The following is a 16224-nucleotide window of genomic DNA, read 5'->3' on the forward strand; positions in this document are numbered from 1 at the left end:
CTCCATTTCTTTTCACAAAACTGTTTCAAAACGTCTTTCCTATTGTACCTATCAAAACAACGTTTGTCTATTGTCAAACGACCGATAAATCTTTAAGAAAGAGTTATTTTCAATACTTTTTCACAAAATTCTTCAGGAAACCACATTTTGTCTGGTGCCTTGTAAAAAAGCAGTTAAATTCTCAACAGCAATCGCCATCAGACGTCCTCTGGTTTCAGAAGGTGCCCAAGCGATATGCGGTGTGATCCAACAATTTTTGGCGTGCAGCAACGGATTATCTGCCAAGATTGGCTCCTGGCTGACTACATCAACACCACAAGCTGCCAGTTTCCCCTTAGAAAGGGCCACTGATACAGCGGTTTCATCTAATAAACCGCCCCTAGACGTATTCAAAAGAATGCTGCCCATTTTCATCTGAGCCAAAGTTCGCTCATTGATAATTTTTTCCGTCTCAGGAAACAACGGGACATGTAAGCTGACAACATCTGATTTGGCTAGCAATTTTTCAAGTGACAGCTGCTTAATCCAAGGTGCTTGCGGTTCTTTGGAGCGATGGTTCCAATAAACAACTTCCATCTTAAAGGCATGAGCAATCTCTGCTACCGCTTGAGCGATGGCTCCATAGCCAATCAAACCCAGCGTTTTCCCCTTGAGTTCGGTCAGCGGTTGTAACCAATAAGTAAAGTCTGGTGACTTTTGCCAGTCGCCTTTATGAACAGAAGCATTGTGGCGCCCCACTTGCGAACAGATTTCCAATAATAGTGCAAATGTGAACTGGGCCACTGCATCAGTCCCATAAGCTGGGATATTGGTGACGGTGATACCGGCACTGCGGCAAGCCTCCAGATCCACCACATTATAGCCGGTTGCCAGGACACCGATGTATTTCAGATTAGGACAAGCTACAACAATTTTCTTGGTAATGGGAACCTTATTTAGCAAGATGACATCGCTAGAACCGATTCGTCGAATAATTTCAGCGCTATCTTCTGGCGGAGTACGGTCATATAAAGTAAATTCTCCCAGCTCCTTAAATTGCTGCCAACTAATGTCTCCTGGATTCAAAGCATAACCGTCTAAAACAGTGATTTTCAATTTTTTTCATCCTCTTCTTTGTCTTATTGTACTGGTATTACCGTCATTTTCTTAAGCACTTCCTGGAATCTATTTTGATAATTTTCCCGATACAATGGCGTTTTGACATTGGCAATCATAGTCTGGATCATATCGTGAGTTTCTTTTGTCATAGAGGTCTGTCCCTCCGACAATTCAATTTGTAGCTTTTGAAGTTGTCCATCGATTAGGTGGCCAATCTCCAATTGCCACCTCACCGTCTCAATTGCCTGCTGAATCGCTGTTTTCCAACCATCCTTTGACAATGGGGCCACTAACTCGTCTATTTTAGCAAGGCTGCTGCCGTCTGTAAGAGCAAGACTCAAAGGATGATCAAAAGTGACTTGTGTTCCTTTGATTGCCGCTTCCTGCTGATTATCAAAAAGCCCATTGACTGCACTTTGGATCAAGAGTTTTGTTTTAAGAGAAGCTAATGTTTGCAAGTGTTTATTTGCTAGCTTGATAGTGGTGAAAGAGAGCGCTTTTTCAGCGGCCAACTCCTCTACTTCTTGTTTGATTTGATTGACTTTGACAGTCAGCGTCTCTATGACCTCGCGATTGCAGCTTTCTGACATAAAACCATCAGAGAGCTGTAAAGCTGAAATGCTGCTGCCAATTTCGCCGCCTTGCTGCAACTGCTTTTTAAGAACCGCTATTTTCTCTATTGCCACAGCTTGCTGCTGCTTTTCGATAAGTCGCTGAGCCTTGGGATATCCCAGCCCCACCATAACAACAAGCAATAGGACAAGACTACCGATTAGCTGTCCTGTTCTTTTCTGACGTTCTTCCATCATAATCGCTCCTAAACAGTAAAATCAAACTTTTTTAGGTTTCAGGTAATTCCATATGAATAAAGTTGGTCAGACCGTGCCAGCTGATTGCCAATTGCTGATCGAAAGGTTTAAAGCCGGCACCTTCATAGGAACGCTGAGCGCGTTTATTGAAATCCGCCACACGTAGCCAAATCCGTCCCTTGAACAGAAGATTACGGCGAATGTAATCGACGGCCGCCAAAGTAAACTGGCGACCGTGATGCTTGCCACACTCCTCTGGTCGAATACCCAATCCCAGTTCCAGGTCTTGCAATTGATAATTGAAACAAAAGATGCCGTAATAGCTCCCTTTACGATAGACCGCATAATAATCAGTGCCGTTGTCAGGGGTCAAGATTTCAGCAAGACACTCAGCAAAACCGGCAGCAGGTACATTATAAAATGTGTAAGGCTCAGGATAACGCCACTGCAAATATTCTATCGCCTCATGTTCCTCCATTGGTTTTACTTGATACTTCATTTTGCACCCTCTATTCATATTTTTGCAAAAAGTTTTTGATCTTTTCTCGATACTTTTCCGGTTCAGTATCGTAACTTTTGGCATGTTCGGCGCCAGCGACTTCCCAACGCTCTTTCGGTGCATCGGTTGCTTTGTAGACTTCATCCAACATTGAAAACGGCACAAAGGTATCTGCTGTCCCGTGGATAAACAGCATAGGCGTCTTATTTTTAGCCAATTGTTTTCGAACATCCCCATCTGTATAAAAGAAGCCGGCCCGCACACGAGTAACTAAATTGGTTACCTGCATGATAGGAAATGTGGGGAGATCAAACATGGCCTTGTATTGGTAGGTCAGTTCTTCTTTGATACTGGCATAGCCGCAATCTTCCACAATAGCAAAAACATTTTCCGGCAGTTTTTCTCCACTGGTATTCATCACGGTGGCCGCTCCCATGCTGATGCCATATAGCGTGATTTTTTCGTCAGACCCTTTTTCTTCCAGGACTTTGTTGATCCAGCCCAAGTAATCTTTTCGCTCAGGCCAGCCAAAACCAATCACTTCTCCTTGACTTTGTCCATGTCCTCGAGCATCAGGCAATAAGACATCATAACCCAAATCATGATAAATATTGGCAACTTGCCAAAGGGAGTCCGCGTTTGCCATATAGCCATGGGCAAGGATCGCCGTCTTATTCTGAGGTGTCTTCGCCGGCAAATAAATAGCTGACAAAAGCAAGTTATCCTCTGATTTGATTTGCCAGCGTTTTCGGGTCTTACCATTAAACCAAGCTTGTTCGGGAGTGGTTTTCTTGCTATCAGTAGTTTCTTCACTAGCCAAGAAGTCTTTTGGTGCCGGTACAAAGGCATACGTATAAAAATAATTACCAGCAAAAAGCAAGACAGCTGCCACTAGGACCAAAGCGATCAGTCCAATGCGTATAGTCCACTTCATTTATATACTTCCTTTACATTTTCATTTTCTATAACAAATTTTTCTTCCACAGGTGATTAGCCAGTCTCAATCACAAATAGTTGGAAAGGGTGTTTGATGATAAGCATAGGCCATCATCAGATCTGCAAACGAGTTCCGCGACAGGGACAGATCCAGACTTTGAATTTCGTCAATGTCGAAAAAGCGGGCATCACTGGTCTCAACTCCAGAAACCGGTTGGCCACTTTGCCAACGACAATAGATAAACAATTTGTAGACATAGGTCAAACGATACGGATAATCGTGCTTGGCCATGTCACGCAAGGCAATCAGTTTTTGAGGAATGATATTCACCCCAGCCTCTTCCAGCGTTTCTTTTTTAGCGACTTCAAAGGGAGAATAACCGACATCTCCCCAACCACCAGGAAGCGCCCAGCATCCTTCCCGTTTTTCTTTCACTAACAACAACTGATTCTTTTCGTTGAACACCGCTGCCCGAATATCTACTTTTGGTGTGGCGTATCCTTCATCAGCGGTCATAAAAACCGCAAGTTGCTTCTCAGGAACTGGGGTTAACTGTGCGATCAAGCTCTCAGTGACAGCTGTCAACTCTTCATAGCGTTCTTGATCAAAAACGTCTTTGCTGTAGGCTTTTCCACTTTGTGCAATTGCTTGCAGGCGGCTTAAATTTAACAAGAGGGCTTGTTCATCGATACGATTCATGAATCTTCCTCCTTTCAAAATCAATTTTTCTGAGATAAAACTTCGTCCAATAGCAATTTTCTTTCTCCTGAAAGTGCAATTGGCTCCTTGCCCGCTTGCAACGCTTCTTCAAATAAGATCGCAAGGTTAGAGTCTTCTTGGCAGGCCTGTAAAAGAGCAATCATCTGCTGACATCTGCCCACCCATTCTTTCATAAAGACATTGGTTGGAAGGATTCGCTGGGACAAATCGGCAATGTGATACACACCCGATTTTTGGCACCAACGCAGACAGGCCTCGTACAGTGGCCGCATAATCATCGTCTCCACTTCCTCTGTTGCTGCAAAAGTGACTTCGACCTCTTTTTTTCCTGCCAAATAAATATAAGAGATAGCAACGAGAATTTCCATCCAGAATTGTCAATTGTCCAGGGAAAATTTCATACACTTCAATTGGCGGATAACCTTCAAACTGAGCGGCTCGCAACAATTGTCCGTTTTTTTCGATTTTATTTTGATCCAGATACAATTGACCCACACTAAGCGCATCAATTTCTACCAGCATTCCGCTTCCCCCAGACTGATTCATCCCATTTTCTTTATGGGGATGCAAGATTTCTTATGTAATTGTAACACATTGGTTTCAGCTTTTTGCAGCACTTTAAGAGCCGATTTTTTAAACGTCAGTAATTGCATTATGTAAACTTATATTTTAGCAAATTTTACAGATATAGATTGTTGCTGTAAGGAAAAAACCGCCTCTCACAAGTGAGAAGCGGCAATGCATCAAACAATCAGCCTTGGCTTTCCTTCAGTTTGAAGTTTGACCATGGTTTCAAAAAGCCTAACAAGAACAATTCATCATCAGAAATGCGGCCGACAACGTTAACCCGTCCATCATTTTTCATTTCTTTCAAAGCAATCTGAGTTTCCCCTTTATATTGCCCGTAATCTACGTTATCAATCAAAACATCCCCTCGTGTAATATCTCGAGTATTGTGTGCCGGGAATGGTTTGTCTTTATAGTATACCCGAGTCATAGTTGAACGCAGGATGTATTCAGAACGATCCCCACGATAGCTATGAAGATTGTCAAACAGACAAATCCGCTCATCTTCTGTAATATCATCTTCCACAACTACTTTCAAAGTTGGGTATTCCCCATTGAAGGCTTCAGCCATAGCCGCCAGTTCAGCTTCTGAAGCATAGGCATTGCCAATGGAAATGTCGTCGATCAAGCCAGTCAAAACCAGGTGCTTGACCTGTGTCGCCAATTCCAGATCTCGGTGATCTTCCAGTGAGCACAAACCGTCTTGTGTCGGCCAAGGTCCAAAAGTCGCATCATGAGAGTTGACAAAGGCCATCGTGTTCAGATTGTATTTACGGAATTTTTCTGAACAGAAAACAAAATGATCATAACTCAGCCCAGAATAGCGATGCGGATAGAAATTGTGAGAACCCAGCAAATTGTTAGTATTTGGTGAATAGCTCATAATATTATCGACATAGTTGGTACCAGAAGACATATTGATTTCGATTTTGATGCCGTATGGATTACGCGTCATGCGGGCTTCTTCTGCCCCAGTAAATCCGACATCCAGACGGACACCGTATGCGCCCATGTTGTCGAAGAATGACAAATCGTCATATGAAATTTCTAATTGTTCAAACAAAGCCGGATTGATGTCCACCATCACTTCCATGTCCAGCGAGTTTGCATAGTCTACCACTTTTTTAAAGTCTGCCAACACTTGTTCCTTGTCGCCAGAGATTTGCAGCAAGCTGGTAAATACGCGTTTAAAGCCATACTTATGTGCCAAATCCAAGTAGGCTTTGTCCTTTTCAAATGTTGAACGTTCCGGATAGATGGAAATACCTAATTTACCCATGAAATGATCCTCCTGAATAGCGTTTCGAAAAACTTACCAACCAGCGTTCCCTCTGATTTTCTTACGAATAGGTAACCTGATCTAGCGGGCATTTCGAAATCGGTTTTAGTAGCATATTTAGTATAGCACTGGCTTTTTAATTGGTCTACACCTTTACCTTAAAAATCGGAAAAGGTTTACAAAAAGTTCACATACGAGTATAGTCAGGGGCGCATTTCTTTGTTATCCTATTATGGAAAGAATCCGTATCGGGTATGAAGATTCTCCTTGAGGACTTCATAAGCGTACCGATCCGACAGAAAGGAAATCAATAATGAAACAAAAACGATTGATCACCGGCTTTACCACTTTAGCAGCACTGCTTTTACTAGGTGCTTGCGGCAGTAGCAACACTGCCGATTCCGAAAAGGATGCTTCTAGCACAACGCAAGAGACGACCACCTCTTCTTCTGTTGATCTGAACAGCCTGGATCTGCCCCAACTATCTGACGAGGTGACCGCCGATGAGACGGTCGTAGAGATGGAAACAACCGCTGGCAATATCAAGATTAAGCTATTCCCCAAAATTGCTCCAAAAGCGGTAGAAAATTTTGTGACCCACGCCAAAGATGGCTATTACGATGGCACGAAATTCCATCGGGTAGTTGAAGATTTCATGATCCAAGGTGGCGATCCCAACGGTGACGGTACTGGCGGCGAAAGCATTTGGGGCGACGGCTTCGAGTTGGAAGCCAGCAACCAGCTTTATAACATTCGTGGTGCTCTAGCAATGGCTCGCAGTCAAGATCCAAATTCTAATGGCAGCCAATTTTTCATCATCCAAAATAAGAATGATGTTTCTGACGGTTTAGCAAAACAATATTATCCTGAAGACATCATCAACGCTTACAAAAAAGGCGGTGTGCCACAGTTGGATGGCCAGTATACCGTCTTTGGTCAAGTGATTGATAACGGCATGGAAGTTGTCGATAAGATTGCCACTGCTGAAAAAACCGATGAGGCAAATAGTTTAGGTGAAAATGCGACTCTGAAAAAAGAAGTAAAAATCAATAAGATTAAGATCATTCAAGAAGCAAAATAAGAATCAATTAAGAACGCAGGAATAAAATAAGTGAAAAAGAGGGCCTTCTTCCGAAACTTCGGAAAAACGGCACCTCTTTTTTTTGTAGAATACATTTGCTAAGCTTTCTTGTATTCTCTTAAAGCAATTATCATTTCCAATATTCTCATAATCTCATTGGCTAAGCAGTACTACTTAGCACCGACAATAAAGGTGAAACAACAACAAGCTGTGGTTTTTCCGGCAACAGTGGCCACCGCATCTGCACGACCAACATTTCCTTTGATTTTGGTGATCGTAAACTGCAGGTGCAACACGTCTCCTGCACGGACTTTTTCAATAAATTGCGCCTTGTCGATACCGCCAATATAAGCTGTCTGCCCAGCAAATTGTGGCGACTTGAGGATCAAAATTGATCCAGCTTGAGCCAAAGCTTCCAAAATCAAAGTGCCCGGCATGTGGGGATCTTCCGGAAAATTTCCCTGCATAAAGTCCTCATTCACAGTCACATTTTTAACTGCAGTGATCGTCTCACCAGGAACCAGTTGAATGACTTGATCCATGTAATATATAGGATAACGATTTGGAATCACTTGTTTGATTTCTTCGGTATTCATGATTTGCGTCATTTGGCAAACCCCTTTCATCTAAAATCCCCGTAACAATAGCAACACACTGGCTATAAGTTCATCAGGGCAAACTAACAAACTATTTAGTTTGATTATCAAAATATCACAACTCTGAAATTACAGCAACTGGGAAGCTCCCTAATAAATTTAATCAAAAAAATAGTTTGACAATCAAACCTTTTTCCCTAATAATGGGAATGGCAACAGAAAACCTTTATTTTTTGATCTGCAATTATACTATTCTCATTTCAAGGAGTGTCAGCATGAGCTTATTACAAGGAAAAAAAGTCGTAGTTATGGGTGTTGCAAACAAGCGCAGTATTGCTTGGGGATGCGCCAAAGCATTGATAGAGCAAGGCGCTGAAGTCATCTATACCTACCAAAATGAACGTATGAAAAAGCAATTGGATAAATTAGTGCCGGAAAATTCATTTATGGTGGAATGTGATGCTTCCTCAGATGAAAGTATCGAGAATGCCTTCCAACAAATCGGTGAAAATGCCGGCGAAATTCACGGGATTGTGCACGCTATCGCTTACGCCAACAAGGAGGATCTTTCCGGAGATATCCTGAACATTAGTCGGGAAGGTTTTGCCTTGGCGCAAGACATCAGCGCGTATTCGCTGATTGCAGTGACAAAGTATGCCAAACCAATCTTGGCACCAAACAGCGGCATCGTAACCATGAGTTACTTAGGGGCTGAACGGGCTGTACCTAACTACAATATGATGGGAATCGCAAAAGCAGCTTTAGAAGCCGAAGTCCGTTATCTGGCAGCAGAGCTTTCTCCTCAAGGAATTCGTGTCAACGGTGTTTCTGCCGGGGCCATTAAGACACTAGCGGTAACTGGTGTTCAAGATTATCAAAAGCTGATCCAACTTTCTGAAGAACGCACCCCCGATCATATCGGCGTGACGATTGAAGAAGTCGGAAATGCGGCTGCTTTTCTCATCAGTCCAGCAGCAAGTGGCATTATCGGAGAAGTAATTTTCGTCGACAAAGGGGTTCATCTTTCCTAAGACATCCTTTTGAGAGAATGTGACATAGGTAATTTTCAAGTGTTAAACAGCGTAGGTTTAATCACAATGAATAAAAAGTAGATGGATGAGGAAATTTGTGACACTCTTTAGGTCCTAGTCTAAAAAGAGAACAATCCCATCTCGAAAAAGAAAAAGCGTGAACGACACTGATTTCGCCTGATGAAGTCAAGGGAAAGCTGCGTTTAAAATTTTTAACAATGAAAAGCCGACGATCTTCCAATGATTTTAAGGAGGATGGTCGGCTTTTAGGGTCTCACGTTTGGCAATGGTTGCTTTAGTGGATGGTGACTCAATTATTGTCACAGTTCAAGAGTCTCGACTAGTTTTAGAAATCTTCGTGACGCAACATAAGGCACGGCTTTTTGATTCATTTCTATTTATACGTGCGTACTTTTTCAAAAAAAGTCGGTTTTTTCAGTAATTCGTTTTTTTTTTGCTTTTCACATCTGAAAAATCCGTTTACAACTTTGTTTTTTTCCCGTATGCTATCGATGAATGCTATAAAAAGGACGCCTGTCCAAAATCAAACATATCCGGGGGTAAGAGATGTCTTATCAAGAAATGTTGTTCACTTTTTTAGGTGGTTTGGGAATCTTCTTGTACGGAATCAAATTCATGGGAGACGGTTTACAAAAAGCAGCCGGTGACCGCTTACGGGAGGTCTTGAATCGTTTTACCTCTACGCCGTTGCGGGCTGTTTTAGCCGGTATCATTGTCACCGGATTGATTCAATCAAGTTCAGGAACTACGGTATTGGCAGTAGGTTTGGTATCTGCTGGCTTTATGACGTTACGACAAGCGATCGGGGTTATCATGGGGGCCAATGTTGGGACCACGGTCACGGCTTTTATCATCGGATTTAATCTGAGTGCCTACGCGTTACCAATCATCGGAGTAGGTTCACTGTTACTCTTCTTCTTCAAACGAAAATCATTACAGAATATCGGCCAGATTCTATTTGGTTTCGGCTGCCTTTTTTTCGGATTGACCCTGATGGGCAATGCGATGGCACCATTAAAAGAGCTGCCCCAATTCAACCAATTGATGGTTGATGTTTCCCACCACCCGATTCTTGGAGTTGGGATTGGTACGTTGTTGACGATGATTCTACAAAGCTCTAGCGCGACAATCGGCATCTTACAGCAGCTATATGCTCAAGGTAGCGTTGGGTTAGCCGCTGCTCTGCCGATTTTGTTTGGCGACAATATTGGGACGACCATTACAGCAGTCATTGCAGCCCTGGGTGCTAGTGTTGCAGCCAAACGAACCGCTGCCGCCCACGTAACCTTCAATTTAGTGGGTGCGGTGATCTTTACTCTACTGCTAACGCCCTTTACTCATGTAGTAACGATGATTGCCGGCGCGTTGGGCCTAAACCCCAGCATGCAGATTGCCTTTGCTCACGGATTATTCAATGTCACCAACTTGGCTATTCAATTCTGGTTTATTCCACAAATTGAACTGCTTGTGAAAAAAATCATTCCAGGTGAAGAAAAATCACTGGAGATTCGCCCAGTGGAACTGAACGAGGATTTCCTTTATACCTCCCCATCTATTGGCTTAAGACAAGCTTCCTCAGAGGTAATTCAAATGGGTTCTTACGTCCTTCGCTCATTAGATGCAGCCAAAAATTATTACATTAAGCCTGACGAAGAACTAAAAAATGACGTCTATCAATACGAAGAAGCCATCAATCAATTTGATGTGGAGCTGACCGATTTCCTTGCCAAAGCTGCTACCTTTGAGCTCTCAGATACTGAAAGCCAAGAACAAGCCATGCTTTTGGAATTCACGAAAGATTTTGAGCGAATCGGCGATCACAGCAAAAATATTGTGAATTTTGTCGAAGAAGCCTGTGAAGTAGAACAAAAACAGCGAGCACGGGAAAAACGCAAAGGGATTGAAACTAAACACCGGGAAAACCTGCTCCTATTTGACGATGACTTGTTGCTATTATTTGATAAAGTACGCAAAAATGTTCGGGATGCATTGGATGTATTAGAAAACGATGACATGGCATTGGCTGAGAAAATGCTGGAACGAGAACAAGAAGTCAACCGACTGGTAGAACTCTTGCGCAACAAGTACATTCGTCTGATGAATCACGGGGAAGGCCGGGCTGCGGATGGTATCTTGTTCATTGATATCAGTTCTAATCTGGAGCGATCCAGTGACCGGACGCTGCATATTGCAAAATATATTCTAGGAAATGAATACGGCTTTAAAACACCTGCGACTTACCACCAGCAGACTGAGCTTCATTCCAAACGGTCATTAACATTGCTGGCATCGGAAAAACAAGGGCCTGAATCCAACAGCAATGCCTTGAATAAATAGTAATCCAATCCGTATCACATCACCGGTAGTTTCTGAGACTGTCAGTTTCCGGTGTGTGATACGTTTTTTATATCCCAACTGAGCTCCCCTTGCTAATATAAATAAGTAACTACACTTTGCATTTTTTATTAGCTGGTCATCTATGACACACAGGCAGCTTTTTGTTACAATAAAAACTGTTGCTCAACGACTAGAACTATTGACTGATTTCTGACTAATGGAGGTTGATTTTATAATGACACCGCTAAGATTACTTACTGAAAGTAGTACCACTGATTCAACCGGCTCAAAAATAACAGAACCCGCGGCTAAACAGCTAAATGCGTTGCAGCGTTGGTGGTCAAATATCGACTGGGAAGCAATTGCCGGTTCTGCCATCCAAAAAGGGTTGATGCTGCTCTTTTTACTTCTGCTTTTCGCTATCTTATTTAAAGTTGGGGATTTTTTAGTAGATCGCAGTTACCGCTCCTATCAAAAACGCGATCGCGCCAACGAAGGTCGCGTACGGACAATCCACACCTTGATGAGAAATGTCGTTCATTATACTCTGGGTTTCTTTTTTGTCTATTCGGTTCTCTCCACATTAGGCGTTCCCGTGGGTTCCCTATTGGCAGGTGCTGGGATCGCCGGTTTAGCCATTGGTCTTGGTGCACAGGGCTTCATGAATGATATCATCACCGGTTTTTTCATCATTTTGGAACAGCAAGTAGATGTCGGTGATTATGTCGTCTTACAAAATTTGGGAATTGAAGGCACGGTCATCGCTGTGGGCATCCGCACCTTAGAACTGCGGTCATTAAATGGGACGGTTCACTTTATTCCTAATCGCAACATTACGACTATCAGCAACAACTCTCGAGCAGATATGCAAGTAATCGTCGATGTCCGGATTCTGCCAGCTGAAGGCTTAGATAAGATTCGCGAAGTCGTCGAAAAAAGCAATAGTCGCTTGGCTGAGCTCGAACAGCAAAAAATTACGACACCGCCAGTCGTCTTCGGGCTGGTTGATATTGGCGGAGGCAACTACGTGATTCGCACCACCTTTTATGCTGTCAATGGCAGCCAAGGAGCTTTAAAAGAAGAGTTTCTGGCAGCGGGTATCGACGCCTTGACTGAAGCCGGGTTCACCATTCCCACGGGTCCGGTTACTGCCCCGCTTAAATGAGTTAATTCAATGATTGGCATCACAATTTTCTCTCAACCGAACACCCCAAACGAAAGACGCCAGCAAAAGACGGCTATCTGTTATTCCAAACGAATGGCGGATAGTCGTTTTTTTACCTTTTGGAGCATCACCATTCGCAAAAAAATTTTCGCCACCATTTTGTCTTGCCTCTAAGCAAAATAAGAGGATAAAACCATCCAGCGATGATTCTATCCTCTACTCTCTACTCTTAGTCTGGTCTTCATAGCTTTAATACGGGAAGCTGGCTAATCTGTCACAGAAATCCTATCCTTACTTTAACTGAAAGGTCATCACAATAGGATTGTGGTCTGAATTCGCAAAACCCTGGTCATGGACAGCGACTTTTTCAACAGATACATTGTCAGAAACTAAAAACCCGTCCACGACGGAGACAAAGGAAGAACCCGCTTTATAGGGCTCATTGTTTCGACGAACCGATGGGATTTTGGCCTCTGCCAGCCCGTCAGTAGCTACGCGGAAGTGGGCAGGCAATTGGTCAGTCGGAAACGCATGGGTCCAGTTGAAAGGCTCTGTTTGGGTGCCAAATACTTCCGGGCTATTTCCCAACATGTCGTGATTAAAATCGCCACCAACGATCACATGATGGCCATTTTCATACTCCTGCTTCATAAAGTTGAATAGTTTATCCAACTGCGCTTGGCGAATGTCGCGGTTTTTAGTGAAGGCTGACATGTGCAAGTTGATCAAAGTCAATGTCCGCCCGTCTGTCACCGGAATTTTAGTGGCAGAAAAAGCCCGATCCAAGTCAAAAAACTTGTTGAAATCCGTATCAATTGGCAGTGAATACCGCGTGCTTTCAGTCATATGGGCTTTGGCGAAGGTCAACAGACCGGATTTGGCTTTTCCGATGGGATCAGTCACGGGATAAAAAAGATAAGCCGAGTCATAATTTTGAGCATACACATTACTATACTCCGCCAAACCTTTTTGTAAACCAGCTACTTCATCCACATGTTGGGAACGATCACCATCTTGATCTACTTCCTGAAACAGGGCCAAATCAGGATCAAGGGCTTTAGTGGTCTTCAAAATTCCCGCCATGTTGTCTTCTACTGTCGCTTTATCATAAGCCCGCGAATATTTCCCACCATCCATGAAAAAGCTGTAGTCAGCCGGATAGGCAGCATAACCGATATTGTAGCTCATGATGTCATAACTCTTGCTCTTTTCCAGAGATGCCTCGTTGTGGTCTGCCACCGACAAGCTCATCTGATCTGGCAGCCGTTTGTAGCTGATGAAAACATATCCCACATAACAAATCACAATGACCAAGAGCAGGGCAACCAACCCAGCTACAATTTTCAAAACTTTCTTCATTTCAATTCCTCCAATTCACCTCATCATACCACAGGAATAAAAACAGGAAAAAGGCTTTGTTTTTCTTCACACTTTTATTTCCTTACTTTCCAGCAAAACAAATAAGCCACCAACAGCCAAGTGTATCAGGCGACTGTCCGTGACTCAAAGGTTATTGAAAACATCAAACAACTTTTAGCCCTTTTTTTGTTGGGCCTTGATTTTTGTCCGTTTTGGGCAGCAGCTGGTAGCGGCGTTCCAACTCGTGAACCAGATGGTTGGTGCATTTCAGAATCTCTTTGCGGGTAATAATTCCCAAGAAGATTCGATCCTTATTAATCATTGGCAGAAATGGATTATTGACTAAGAGATGTAAGATGTCTTCCAGGTCTGATTCATCTGTCAGACAGTCCACACCAATCTCCATCACATCGGCAACAGTCAATCCTGCCAAATTGTCCGTATCAATATTGGTCAGTGAAACCATTTTCCGAACAATATCATTTAATCCTAGCAGACCAACAAAATGGTCGTCCTTGTCCAATACAGGAATTTTGCTGTAACCGACATTGGCCAATACCAACAAAGCATGATCCAGTGAATGATTGTACATAACTGTCGCGACATTATCTGCTGGAATCAGAAAGTTGTCTTGATTTTCCAAAAGCAGTGCTTGCGTATCTTTACCTATCAAAAGAGTAGCCTCCGTTTCCTAAAGCTCACCTTGATTGTATCAAAAAAGGAAGGAGAAAAGTTTACCTCTCCTCCTTCCTTTATAAAATTCTTACGCAGTTTTCAGTCGTTATTAAGGTAGTCAAAAAGCCCTTTCACTTTAATCACTCAACGAGGAAACGTAAAATGCAAATCTGTATAAGGCGCAAAGTCACGACCAAAATATTGGATATCCCAACCTTTGGCATCAGCATCAATGATAGCGAAGGCTTTCTTTTGAATTGGTCCTCGAGGCTGAGTGATACTTCCGGGATTTAAGTATAGCCGATGCTGAACGACTTCACAGCCGATCTGATGGGTGTGACCAAAAAGAGCAATCGTCGCATCGTTTTCCGCCGCTTCATAGGCAATTTTGCTCAGACCAAAGCGAACGTCAGATAGATGTCCATGAGTCACATAAATGCGGTCCAAAGGTGTTGTTAACAGTAGTCGTTCTTTGTAGCCGGCATCAAAATCACAATTGCCCCCCACTACCTGAAACGTTTCGAATAATTTGTCGTCTGCCGGTAATTCTGAGTCTCCGCAGTGGATAAACAAATCCACTGTCTCACGAAAATGAGCGGCAATTTCTTCTAGAATTTGACGGTCGCCGTGGCTATCAGATACAACTAAATATTTCATCTATTTTCTCCCTCTTTTGCTTCCTTGTTATCCTCAGCTTCTAACCAGTCTTGCCACAACTTTTGCATTTTCGCAAGTGCCAGACCACGATGGCTCAGATGGTTTTTCTCTTCCGGCGGCAGCTCGGCAGCCGTTTTTTCCAACCCTTCAGGTACAAAAAGCGGATCGTAGCCAAAGCCCTGTTCACCTCTTGGAATACGGCCAATGTGCCCCGGCCAGTCTGCCTCCACCACCAGGCTGTCCTTTCTAGGTGCGGCAAAAACCAGTGTGCAGTGAAATTGGGCCGTGCGTTTGTCATCTGGCACTTCTGTCAGCTCGTGGAGCAGTTTGGCATTGTTAGCCGCGTCACTTTTGTGTTCCCCGGCAAAGCGGGCAGAATATATTCCCGGCATCCCCCCCAACGCATCGACCATCAAGCCGCTGTCATCTGCTAAAACCGGCTGTTTCAGAATCTGGGCGATGGTTTCAGCTTTTAGGCGGGCATTTTCTTCAAACGTTTTTCCCGTTTCTTCCACTTCTGTCAATTCCGGGAAATCTTTCAAAGTCTTAATCTGATAGCCGGCAGCAGCAAACATCGCTTCAAATTCTTTCGCTTTACCGGGATTTCCGGTAGCAATGACAATCGTTTTTTCATCGACTTCAGGATAATCCATTTCCAGCAAGGCTTCTTTTTGAAAAGCAATCAGCGATTCGATGGCGGTTTTTCCGTAAAGAATCATTTCATTGAGCTCTTCTCCTGAAAAAGCAGCTTCTTCTCCAGTCCCTTGAATTTCTACAAAGCGTCCCTTTTCAGTCATCACCAAATTCATGTCCACAGCAGCAGAATGATCCTCAGCAAAATCCAAGTCAGTCACGCAGTTGCCATCTGGAAGAATCCCTACGCTGACCGCTGCTAAATGCTCTTTGATGGGGTCTTCTTTCAAGATATTTTGCGCTAAAAGCTTGTCCACCGCTAAACGCAAGGCTACAAAAGCGCCGGTAATGCTGGCTGTGCGGGTTCCGCCGTCTGCTTGGGTCACGTCACAATCCACCAGGATACTACGTTCACCCAATTTTTCCAGATCCACCACTGCCCGCAACGCCCGGGCAATTAAGCGTTGAATTTCCATGGTACGGCCGCTGAGCTTTCCTTTGGCGCTCTCTCTTCGATTGCGGGTATCTGTCGCTCGAGGCAACATGCTGTACTCAGCGGTCACCCAGCCTTGTCCGCTATCCTTCAAAAAAGGAGGAAGCCGTTCTTCCACCGTCGCCGAACAGATGACTTCTGTATCACCGAAGCGAATGACACAAGAGCCATCGGGATGTTTGTAAACATTGGTTTTAATCGAAATTTTCCGCAGTTCTTGCGGAGTTCGTCCATCATGTCTGATCATTTATTTCTCCTTTAAAGTCG

The 16224-nt window shown here is 43.5% G+C and carries 16 protein-coding genes; 4 read left to right on the forward strand and 12 right to left on the reverse strand.

Features of this window, described 5'->3' with window-relative positions; all coding sequences use genetic code 11:
- Positions 1–132: 132 nt before the first annotated feature.
- The 7 genes from ACOMA8_RS10680 to ACOMA8_RS10710 all read right to left on the reverse strand — a co-directional run bounded on the left by ACOMA8_RS10680 (position 133) and on the right by ACOMA8_RS10710 (position 5909).
- A complete protein-coding gene (locus ACOMA8_RS10680; protein ID WP_421370652.1) occupies positions 133–1095 on the reverse strand; it encodes a D-2-hydroxyacid dehydrogenase in 963 nt (320 codons plus the stop codon).
- A 23-nt stretch (positions 1096–1118) separates the two neighbouring features.
- Positions 1119–1904, reverse strand: coding sequence for a hypothetical protein (locus ACOMA8_RS10685; RefSeq protein WP_421370655.1), 786 nt, complete (start codon positions 1902–1904; stop codon positions 1119–1121).
- 34 nt (positions 1905–1938) lie between these two features.
- Positions 1939–2406: a GNAT family N-acetyltransferase gene (locus tag ACOMA8_RS10690; protein ID WP_421370657.1), complete on the reverse strand. Its 468-nt coding sequence runs from the start codon at positions 2404–2406 to the stop codon at positions 1939–1941.
- Between the two features lie 10 nt (positions 2407–2416).
- Complete coding sequence (locus ACOMA8_RS10695) at positions 2417–3340, reverse strand: alpha/beta hydrolase (RefSeq protein ID WP_421370659.1); 924 nt, start codon at positions 3338–3340, stop codon at positions 2417–2419.
- 66 nt (positions 3341–3406) lie between these two features.
- Positions 3407–4042, reverse strand: coding sequence for an NUDIX hydrolase (locus ACOMA8_RS10700; protein ID WP_421370661.1), 636 nt, complete (start codon positions 4040–4042; stop codon positions 3407–3409).
- Positions 4043–4062: 20 nt separating this feature from the next.
- Positions 4063–4431 (reverse strand): hypothetical protein, encoded by a 369-nt coding sequence (locus ACOMA8_RS10705; protein ID WP_421370663.1) that lies wholly within the window; start codon positions 4429–4431, stop codon positions 4063–4065.
- A gap of 383 nt (positions 4432–4814) precedes the next feature.
- Positions 4815–5909: a DUF871 domain-containing protein gene (locus tag ACOMA8_RS10710; RefSeq protein WP_161899739.1), complete on the reverse strand. Its 1095-nt coding sequence runs from the start codon at positions 5907–5909 to the stop codon at positions 4815–4817.
- 313 nt (positions 5910–6222) lie between these two features.
- On the opposite strand from ACOMA8_RS10710, the gene ACOMA8_RS10715 reads away from it, so the two are divergent.
- On the forward strand, positions 6223–6990 hold the full coding sequence (locus ACOMA8_RS10715; RefSeq protein WP_161899738.1) for a peptidylprolyl isomerase: 768 nt from the start codon (positions 6223–6225) through the stop codon (positions 6988–6990).
- 170 nt (positions 6991–7160) lie between these two features.
- Here the strand turns inward: ACOMA8_RS10715 and fabZ are convergent, their stop codons facing one another.
- Positions 7161–7598 carry a 3-hydroxyacyl-ACP dehydratase FabZ gene (gene fabZ / locus ACOMA8_RS10720; protein WP_421370666.1) on the reverse strand — a complete coding sequence of 146 codons (438 nt, stop codon included), beginning with the start codon at positions 7596–7598 and terminating at the stop codon, positions 7161–7163.
- A 263-nt stretch (positions 7599–7861) separates the two neighbouring features.
- On the opposite strand from fabZ, the gene fabI reads away from it, so the two are divergent.
- The 3 genes from fabI to ACOMA8_RS10735 all read left to right on the forward strand — a co-directional run bounded on the left by fabI (position 7862) and on the right by ACOMA8_RS10735 (position 12140).
- The gene (fabI, locus tag ACOMA8_RS10725) at positions 7862–8617 is read left to right on the forward strand and encodes an enoyl-ACP reductase FabI (RefSeq protein WP_161899736.1); all 756 of its coding nucleotides are present in this window, start codon (positions 7862–7864) and stop codon (positions 8615–8617) included.
- Positions 8618–9184: 567 nt separating this feature from the next.
- Positions 9185–10975 (forward strand): Na/Pi cotransporter family protein, encoded by a 1791-nt coding sequence (locus ACOMA8_RS10730; RefSeq protein ID WP_161899735.1) that lies wholly within the window; start codon positions 9185–9187, stop codon positions 10973–10975.
- Positions 10976–11210: 235 nt separating this feature from the next.
- Positions 11211–12140: a mechanosensitive ion channel family protein gene (locus ACOMA8_RS10735; protein ID WP_421370669.1), complete on the forward strand. Its 930-nt coding sequence runs from the start codon at positions 11211–11213 to the stop codon at positions 12138–12140.
- A gap of 291 nt (positions 12141–12431) precedes the next feature.
- On the opposite strand, the gene ACOMA8_RS10740 is transcribed toward ACOMA8_RS10735, so the two are convergent.
- The 4 genes from ACOMA8_RS10740 to rph form a co-directional block, all read right to left on the reverse strand.
- Positions 12432–13499, reverse strand: a complete 1068-nt coding sequence (locus ACOMA8_RS10740) for an endonuclease/exonuclease/phosphatase family protein (protein ID WP_421370671.1) — start codon at positions 13497–13499, stop codon at positions 12432–12434.
- Between the two features lie 163 nt (positions 13500–13662).
- On the reverse strand, positions 13663–14172 hold the full coding sequence (gene cbpB / locus ACOMA8_RS10745) for a cyclic-di-AMP-binding protein CbpB (protein WP_161899732.1): 510 nt from the start codon (positions 14170–14172) through the stop codon (positions 13663–13665).
- Between the two features lie 146 nt (positions 14173–14318).
- Positions 14319–14831, reverse strand: coding sequence for a metallophosphoesterase family protein (locus tag ACOMA8_RS10750; RefSeq protein WP_421370674.1), 513 nt, complete (start codon positions 14829–14831; stop codon positions 14319–14321).
- Positions 14828–16201: a ribonuclease PH gene (gene rph, locus ACOMA8_RS10755; protein ID WP_421370832.1), complete on the reverse strand. Its 1374-nt coding sequence runs from the start codon at positions 16199–16201 to the stop codon at positions 14828–14830. The genes ACOMA8_RS10750 and rph overlap by 4 nt, the downstream gene beginning before the upstream one ends.
- Positions 16202–16224: the final 23 nt, after the last annotated feature.

The organism is Enterococcus infantis (assembly GCF_049166715.1).
Taxonomy (GTDB): Bacteria; Bacillota; Bacilli; order Lactobacillales; family Enterococcaceae; genus Enterococcus_C; species Enterococcus_C leclercqii.

What these genes read in the sequence shown, in the direction of transcription:
- ACOMA8_RS10685 (WP_421370655.1), bottom strand. Translation starts at nt 1,904, where the DNA reads ATGGAAGAACGTCAGAAAAGAACAGGACAGCTAATCGGTAGTCTTGTC.
- ACOMA8_RS10690 (WP_421370657.1), bottom strand. Translation starts at nt 2,406, where the DNA reads ATGAAGTATCAAGTAAAACCAATGGAGGAACATGAGGCGATAGAATAT.
- ACOMA8_RS10695 (WP_421370659.1), bottom strand. Translation starts at nt 3,340, where the DNA reads ATGAAGTGGACTATACGCATTGGACTGATCGCTTTGGTCCTAGTGGCA.
- ACOMA8_RS10700 (WP_421370661.1), bottom strand. Translation starts at nt 4,042, where the DNA reads ATGAATCGTATCGATGAACAAGCCCTCTTGTTAAATTTAAGCCGCCTG.
- ACOMA8_RS10705 (WP_421370663.1), bottom strand. Translation starts at nt 4,431, where the DNA reads ATGGAAATTCTCGTTGCTATCTCTTATATTTATTTGGCAGGAAAAAAA.
- ACOMA8_RS10710 (WP_161899739.1), bottom strand. Translation starts at nt 5,909, where the DNA reads ATGGGTAAATTAGGTATTTCCATCTATCCGGAACGTTCAACATTTGAA.
- ACOMA8_RS10715 (WP_161899738.1), top strand. Translation starts at nt 6,223, where the DNA reads ATGAAACAAAAACGATTGATCACCGGCTTTACCACTTTAGCAGCACTG.
- fabZ (WP_421370666.1), bottom strand. Translation starts at nt 7,598, where the DNA reads ATGACGCAAATCATGAATACCGAAGAAATCAAACAAGTGATTCCAAAT.
- fabI (WP_161899736.1), top strand. Translation starts at nt 7,862, where the DNA reads ATGAGCTTATTACAAGGAAAAAAAGTCGTAGTTATGGGTGTTGCAAAC.
- ACOMA8_RS10730 (WP_161899735.1), top strand. Translation starts at nt 9,185, where the DNA reads ATGTCTTATCAAGAAATGTTGTTCACTTTTTTAGGTGGTTTGGGAATC.
- ACOMA8_RS10735 (WP_421370669.1), top strand. Translation starts at nt 11,211, where the DNA reads ATGACACCGCTAAGATTACTTACTGAAAGTAGTACCACTGATTCAACC.
- ACOMA8_RS10740 (WP_421370671.1), bottom strand. Translation starts at nt 13,499, where the DNA reads ATGAAGAAAGTTTTGAAAATTGTAGCTGGGTTGGTTGCCCTGCTCTTG.
- ACOMA8_RS10750 (WP_421370674.1), bottom strand. Translation starts at nt 14,831, where the DNA reads ATGAAATATTTAGTTGTATCTGATAGCCACGGCGACCGTCAAATTCTA.